Below are 5562 nucleotides of genomic sequence, written 5' to 3' on the forward strand. Positions count from 1 at the left end.
GGAGCGATCAGCCTCGTCTCATGCCCGCATGCCGCGATGAGACGTGCCCAATGGTGGGCTGCCCCGCAGGCCTCCAGGACCACGATGCACCTCCCCTGCTGCTCAAAGAAGGGTAGGAGCTCGCGGCCGCCCAACTTGCGCTTGAGGACAGCTTTGCCAGTCCTATCCACAGCATGGATCTGAAAAACAGACTTCGCCGTGTCCAGTCCAATCATGGTGATCGGCATCATGGGGACCCCCTCTCGCCGGGTTACGAAGGCCCACAGATTGGCACACCGGTGCCGCTCAGGCCGTCCACCCCATCTGAGCCGCCGGGCCGAGACGCTGGACGTGACACGGCCCCGCCGCGGGCGAGAGCCCGTGCACCTGCTGGTGGACAGCACCGGCCTGCGGCTGTGTGGACCTGGCGAGTGGCTGGTTGAGAAGCATGGGACACGGAGGCGCCGGTCATGGCGGAAGCTCCATCTCGCGACCGACGCCGACACCGGCCAGATCGTCGCGTCGGTGCTGACGGACCGGGATGCCGACGACGGTTCGCAGACTGGCCCGCTGCTCGAGCGGGTTGCCGGGCCGGTCGCCTCATTCACCGCCGATGGCGCGTTCGACCGTGACGACGTCCACGCCGAGGTTGCGGCACGCCATCCCGATGCCGACGTCATCGTGCCGCCACGCTCGAGTGCCGTGCCGAGCGGCACTGCCGAGATCGACCCGACCCAGCGTGACCGTCATCTACAGGCGATCACTGAGCGCGGGCGTGTGGGCTGGCAGAGGGCGTCCGGATATAACTGGCGCGCCCTGGTTGAGGCCGATGTCTCGCGCTGGAAGCGCGTCATGGGTGACGGGCTGCGCTCTCAGCGCAAGGGACGTCAGACCACCGAGGTGGCCATCGCCACAAATGCCCTGAACCGGATGCTGGACCTGGGACGCGCAGAGTACGTCCGCATTGCATGAGCCTGGATGAGGGTAGGGCGTCATGCGATCGCACCTCCGATCCATGCACCAAGGTCACAGGATGCTGCTCTTGAGGACGACCAGAATGCCGGTCAGCGCCGCTCGGCTCCCGACCACGGGACGGCCGCCCTTTGGGCCCACCTGCGGCGGTGGCGGCAGAAGCGGCTCGATCACCGCCCAGAGATTGTCAGGAAGCAGCACCCGGGCCTTTTCCGCACAAGGACCGACAGGTCGTGTCAGTTCCTCTCAGGGCCTACACAGGTCGTACGACACGCGGGCGAGCACGCGGGATGCGCAGCTGACGTCCAGGAAACCGGCATCATCACCGCGCATGGTAGCTGAGTAAGGTGCAATGCATGCCTAGCCTCAGAACCACCTCCGCCCTCGTTCCCGCCACACCAGCATGTTCCCGCCAGTCGGCGTAGAATGCTTCATTCTCGTCCCGCGGCGACTGTGCTCGCCATGCTTGCCGCAGCATCGCTGATAGCGTCAGCCGGTGTGCGACGGGATCGCCGGCGTGAGGGCTGGCAGGGTCAGATGGCCGGATACCGGGTGGCCCCACAGCACTCGCATTCCGCCTCAGGCCTTGTAAATCAACCAGAGCGTCCGGGCAGGACGCTTCCGGCCCGATCAGGCAAACAGAAGATGATCAAAGGCCGTCATGCCCCCCGAGTTCATCGCGGCCTTGACATCGTAGTGCATCGATCCGAAGTCGATTGCCTCGACATGCAGGTTGCGATCCGTGCTGGCGGTCCCGCCATAGGCATCGTTCAGAAACTTGATCTCTACCTTATGCTGACCGGCGTTCCAGGCGCCCTCGAACGCGAAGTCCTGGACCTGCTGCTTGGAGTGGATCGCGGTCACAGTCTGGACACCGCCAACCTGCACGCCGTCGACCCAAAGCTTGAACTGCGCATCGCCGTTCCAGGCATCCTCGGCCATGTGCAGCACCAACTTTGAGGGAACCTCCTGGAAAGAGGAGAAGCTTTCCGTCCCGTTCACCGTGCCCAGCGCACCGGCCGCCAGCGCCTTCCCGTTCAGGGTCGCGCTCTCGACATAGAGATTGCGATCCGTGTCGGCCGTGCCGCCCCAGGCGTCGTTCAGGAAGGTCACCGCAACCTGGTGATTGCCGGTCGCCCAGTCGCCCTTGATCTCCAGCTGCTCGTACTGGCCGGCGCCCTTGTTAGCCTCGACGGTCATCACGCCGCCGACCTGCTTGCCGTCCACGCTGACGGTGAACTGCGCATCGCCTCGATAGGCATCCTCGGAGAGCTTGAGCACGAGCGTGTCGGCGCCGCTACCTACCGTCGTCGTCTCGGTCATTCCGGCAACCAACGCCTTGGTCCCGGCGAAGGAGAAGCCTTCCGTCCCATTCACCGTGCCCAGCGCACCGGCCGCCAGCGCTTTCCCGTTCAGGGTCGCGCTCTCGACATAGAGATTGCGGTCCGTGTCGGCCGTGCCGCCCCAGGCGTCGTTCAGGAAGGTCACCGCAACCTGGTGATTGCCGGTCGCCCAGTCGCCCTTGATCTCCAGCTGCTCGTACTGGCCGGCGCCCTTGTTAGCCTCGACGGTCATCACGCCGCCGACCTGCTTGCCGTCCACGCTGACGGTGAACTGCGCATCGCCTCGATAGGCATCCTCGGAAAACTTGAGCACGAGCGTGTCGGCGCCGCTGCCTACCGTCGTCGTCTCGAGCGAACGGCCGGTAGTGACAGCGGCGGCAACCGGAGCCGTGACGGCGGCCGAACCGGCCGTACCCACCGTCTTCACGATCAGCGGGTGGTCAGTGATGCCGAGCACGAGGCTGGAAACGTCGTGATAGGTCGTGACAGGGCGTTCACCCACCAGCGGGTCATAAACGTTCACCGTGCTGAAAGTTCCGCCCAGGTTCACGGTCACGTTCTGGGCCGCCACGGTCAGGTCGCGGCTGTTGGAGTCGTCCCAGATGACCGGTTCGTTCCACAGCAGGATGTCAAAGTTCCCGTTCGCCTCCTGCATCAGCATATGATGGCCGGCGCTGGGCAGGTTGGACACGGTGTAGTTCAACGTTCCGGTCGTGAAGGTCGCGGCATCGGAGGCCGCGTCGCCGAGTATGGTGGTCAAGTTGTGCAGGGCAATGGCCGCGGGCTTCGCCGAGCCATCGTTGCGGAATAGGCCGTAATGCTGCTCCTGGTCGTTGTTCTGCGGGTCTGCGAACTCGTCCTGCAACTCGTACAGGAAGGTCCGCGCGATACCCTGCTGATGCGCGTCTAGCAGCAGGTTCAGCGTGTACTTAGCCTGGACGGTTTCGCTCACGCCCTGATTGCCCGGCCCTCCAGCATTGGTAGGCAGCCCCGTCTCGGTGAGGAACATGCGGTCGCTCGGCGTCAGGAGATTCGCCATGGCGACGTATTTCGCCAGATCGCCCGCGGGTGGCGTGCCGGCCGGGAAGTACACATGCGCATTGCCATAGTCGTTGGCCGCGCTGTTATCGCCGTAGCGGGTGAAGCCGCTGTCGGCTGAGGCCGCTACGGAGAAGCCGACGAGCGGCTTGTCCTTCAGCGCAGCGATCCCCTCCAGCCGCTGATTGATGGCCGCCTGCTGTGCCACGACGGCGTTCACGCCCGTCTGCCCATTATAGGTAATCGACGAGAAATTAACCTCGTTCGGGCCTTCGATCGTGGCGATGTAGGGGGCCAGCTTCGTCAGATTGGCGAACTGCTGGTCCAGCGACTCTCCCCGGTCACCGACCATCATGTCGAGCTTGATGCCGGCCTTCCCGAGCTCAACTAGCGGCGGCACCCAGCCCGACCAGGAAGCCCCATCACGAACATGATGCAGGCCCAGGTAGTCAAGCTTGGAGACGACGGACGACACGTCCCCATAAGGGGTATCGAAGTACCCCATATGCACATTGATGCCGAGAGAGTCGACAAACGTGCTGACGCGGGTGGGTGCGGTCGCAGAGGAGGACATTGAGGAGCTCACCAAAATTTGACCGGAAGGATCGTGTTATCACGAATCTGTTACCTCGCGTTCTCGTGATTCCGCAACGTTTAGTTGTGGGTCTGCTCGATTTTTTCCTCTGGTGGTTGCTCCTGGGGGGCGGAGGGATCGACCGGGGTAGCCCGGTTGCGTGCTGAAAAAAGCGAAAGCGCGCAGGATCCACGAAGCTCCTGAGGGGAGCAGCGCCTGCACCGCGCTGGCTCCAACCCCGGAGGTACCGGCTCAGCATTGTCGCGGGCGCCCCGGACTTACTGTGTCGGGGCCTCTTGACCGGCCCGTGAAGCTGGGAGGAGCAGGTCTAGATGGGCCAGGACGCCCGGCGCTGAGGAGGGCGATCACCTCCGTCCCAGGACTTCCTGACGACGCCAGCCACGCCGGGGCCCGGGCACTATGGCCTTCAGGACACAGTCACTGCGTGGCCTGCCGAATTTCGTTGGATCGGCAACTTGGGCGTTCTACACAGTCGAAATAACAACATCGCGAGCGAGTGCCGCCATGACACCCCGGCTGACGGTGGCCCCCTTTCGCCAGCATCCGGCCCGTTTTGACGTGCCGGGCCGGCGTTTGCTCTCCGTCCATTTCGACGATGTGAGCCCGAAGCAGGCGCTCGACCGCATCGCGGCACGAGATCCCCAGGCAACCTTCGCCTATGTGTTGGCGCCGCGGCCGGGCGAGTTGAGGGCGCTCGAGCGGAGGCCTGAGATGCGCCGCATCCAGAAAGATGCTTGGCTGTCGCTATGTGGAAATGCCGACCTTCGCAGCCTCGCGGCACAGCGCGGCGTGTCGCTGATGCCGACGACGGCCCAGGATCTCGCGGACCTGCTGTTCGAACGCGTGATCAAGCCCGATACGCCCGTCACAGTCGTCGGCGGTGCGCCTGGAACCGTTCAGTGCCTTCGCGCCAAGTTCGGCCTGACCCGGCTAGCTCATTGCCTGCCGCCCTCCGGCACCATCCGGGATGCCATCTCAGCCGAGGCCTGCTTTCAGTTCATCCGGGACAACCCGGCCCGCTTTGTCCTGATCTGCCGGAGTTCCCCCTGGCAGGAGATACTGGCGGCGCGGATCGCGGCCGATGGCCGCGCGACTGGCCTTGGGCTCTGCCTTGGCTCTGCCCTGGACGACATGGCCGGTATTAGGAGCCGCATACCCGCCTGGATACGTTCCGCGCGCTGGGACGTCCTGCGCCACATCGCCGCAAGGCGAACGGCGGTTGTCGGCGGGTCCTGGCGCAAGGGACTGGCGCAGGGGCGCTAACCGGAGGTATCGGCCGCAGCCCTGGCGAGCCCAGGGCGCGGTGCTTATCGCATCGCCAGTGCAGTGGCTCGGCCGCTGGTCCCAGCAGGCCCGGGTCCACGCAAGGCCATGGCCCAGGCTTGCGCGTCCACGCCTCGCCGCCTTGCCGGTACCGCGTACCCATTCGCCGACGGCCGCCTTCCCTGGCCTGGGTGCCCGCTGATCTTACTGACGTTCGTACGAGTGTCGGTAAGGGCGTACCCATTCGCCGACGGCCGCCTTCCCTGGCCTGGGTGCCCGCTGATCTTACTGACGTTCGTAAGAGTGTCGGTAAGGGCAGGTGGGTGGGATGGAGATCATCAGCGGGGTCGAGCGGCGTCGGCGTTGGCGGAC

Annotated in this window: 3 protein-coding genes and 2 pseudogenes; 2 read left to right on the top strand and 3 right to left on the bottom strand. The window is 64.9% G+C overall.

Annotated elements, in window-relative coordinates; all coding sequences use genetic code 11:
* Nucleotides 1-230 (bottom strand): annotated as a pseudogene (locus ACO1BU_RS35715) (IS110 family transposase); the annotation flags it as partial.
* Between ACO1BU_RS35715 and ACO1BU_RS35720 the strand changes: the two are divergent.
* Nucleotides 229-951 carry an IS5 family transposase gene (locus ACO1BU_RS35720; protein WP_424140635.1) on the top strand — a complete coding sequence of 241 codons (723 nt, stop codon included), beginning with the start codon at nucleotides 229-231 and terminating at the stop codon, nucleotides 949-951. The pseudogene ACO1BU_RS35715 and the gene ACO1BU_RS35720 sit on opposite strands and share 2 nt — an antisense overlap.
* Before the next feature lie 60 nt (nucleotides 952-1011).
* Here ACO1BU_RS35720 and ACO1BU_RS35725 read toward each other — a convergent pair.
* Nucleotides 1012-1191 (bottom strand): annotated as a pseudogene (locus ACO1BU_RS35725) (hypothetical protein); the annotation flags it as partial.
* A 390-nt stretch (nucleotides 1192-1581) separates the two neighbouring features.
* Nucleotides 1582-3906 carry a carbohydrate-binding domain-containing protein gene (locus ACO1BU_RS35730; RefSeq protein WP_424140636.1) on the bottom strand — a complete coding sequence of 775 codons (2325 nt, stop codon included), beginning with the start codon at nucleotides 3904-3906 and terminating at the stop codon, nucleotides 1582-1584.
* Between the two features lie 525 nt (nucleotides 3907-4431).
* Here ACO1BU_RS35730 and ACO1BU_RS35735 point away from each other — a divergent pair.
* Nucleotides 4432-5190, top strand: a complete 759-nt coding sequence (locus ACO1BU_RS35735; protein WP_424140637.1) for a WecB/TagA/CpsF family glycosyltransferase — start codon at nucleotides 4432-4434, stop codon at nucleotides 5188-5190.
* The last annotated feature ends 372 nt before the right edge of the window (nucleotides 5191-5562 follow it).

This window comes from Roseomonas chloroacetimidivorans, assembly GCF_049629625.1.
GTDB classification, from domain to species: Bacteria; Pseudomonadota; Alphaproteobacteria; order Acetobacterales; family Acetobacteraceae; genus Roseomonas; species Roseomonas chloroacetimidivorans.

Coding starts and splice junctions, on each gene's coding strand:
- ACO1BU_RS35720 (WP_424140635.1), top strand. CDS start 229: ATGGGGACCCCCTCTCGCCGGGTTACGAAGGCCCACAGATTGGCACAC.
- ACO1BU_RS35730 (WP_424140636.1), bottom strand. CDS start 3,906: ATGTCCTCCTCTGCGACCGCACCCACCCGCGTCAGCACGTTTGTCGAC.
- ACO1BU_RS35735 (WP_424140637.1), top strand. CDS start 4,432: ATGACACCCCGGCTGACGGTGGCCCCCTTTCGCCAGCATCCGGCCCGT.